The sequence below is a fragment of the Lactobacillus sp. C449L genome, from assembly GCF_059900815.1.
Map to the genome: position 1 here is coordinate 1 of NZ_JBWXGA010000285.1, position 440 is coordinate 440.

1 protein-coding gene is annotated in these 440 nt (G+C 45.9%); it reads left to right on the forward strand.

Annotated elements, in window-relative coordinates:
* Positions 1-7 precede the first annotated feature (7 nt).
* A partial coding sequence (locus AC2JF9_RS09415; RefSeq protein WP_500727248.1) for an ATP-binding protein occupies positions 8-440 on the forward strand: 433 nt, incomplete at its 3' end.

Consider the following 440-nt stretch of genomic DNA (forward strand, 5'->3'; position numbering starts at 1 on the left):
GGAACAGATGAGCCAACCATACGAAATACTTCAGGACAAGTGTCGCGCCTTGCGACTGGCCGAGACGGCAAAAGAGTTACCTAGTTTCCTAAGGGAAGCGGAAGCAAAGGGATGGACATACCATGAGTTCATCCATGTAATTCTAAGTCATGAGTTGAGTTGTAGGGAGCGAAAGAATAGCGAGAAACTGATGAAGTGGGCAGAGTTTCCCGAAGTTCTGACGTTTGAGAACTTTCGTCTGGAAGAACAGACTGCGATTGGAGAAAAACAACTAACTATACTAACACCGCTGTCTTGGGTCGATGAGTGCTTCACCCTAATTATGATGGGGCCGACCGGTGTCGGAAAGACTTTTCTGTCAACAGCACTAGGCATCCATGCGATCGAGCGTGGATACCAGGTTTCTTTTATATCAATGGATCGCTTAATCTATGTTTTAA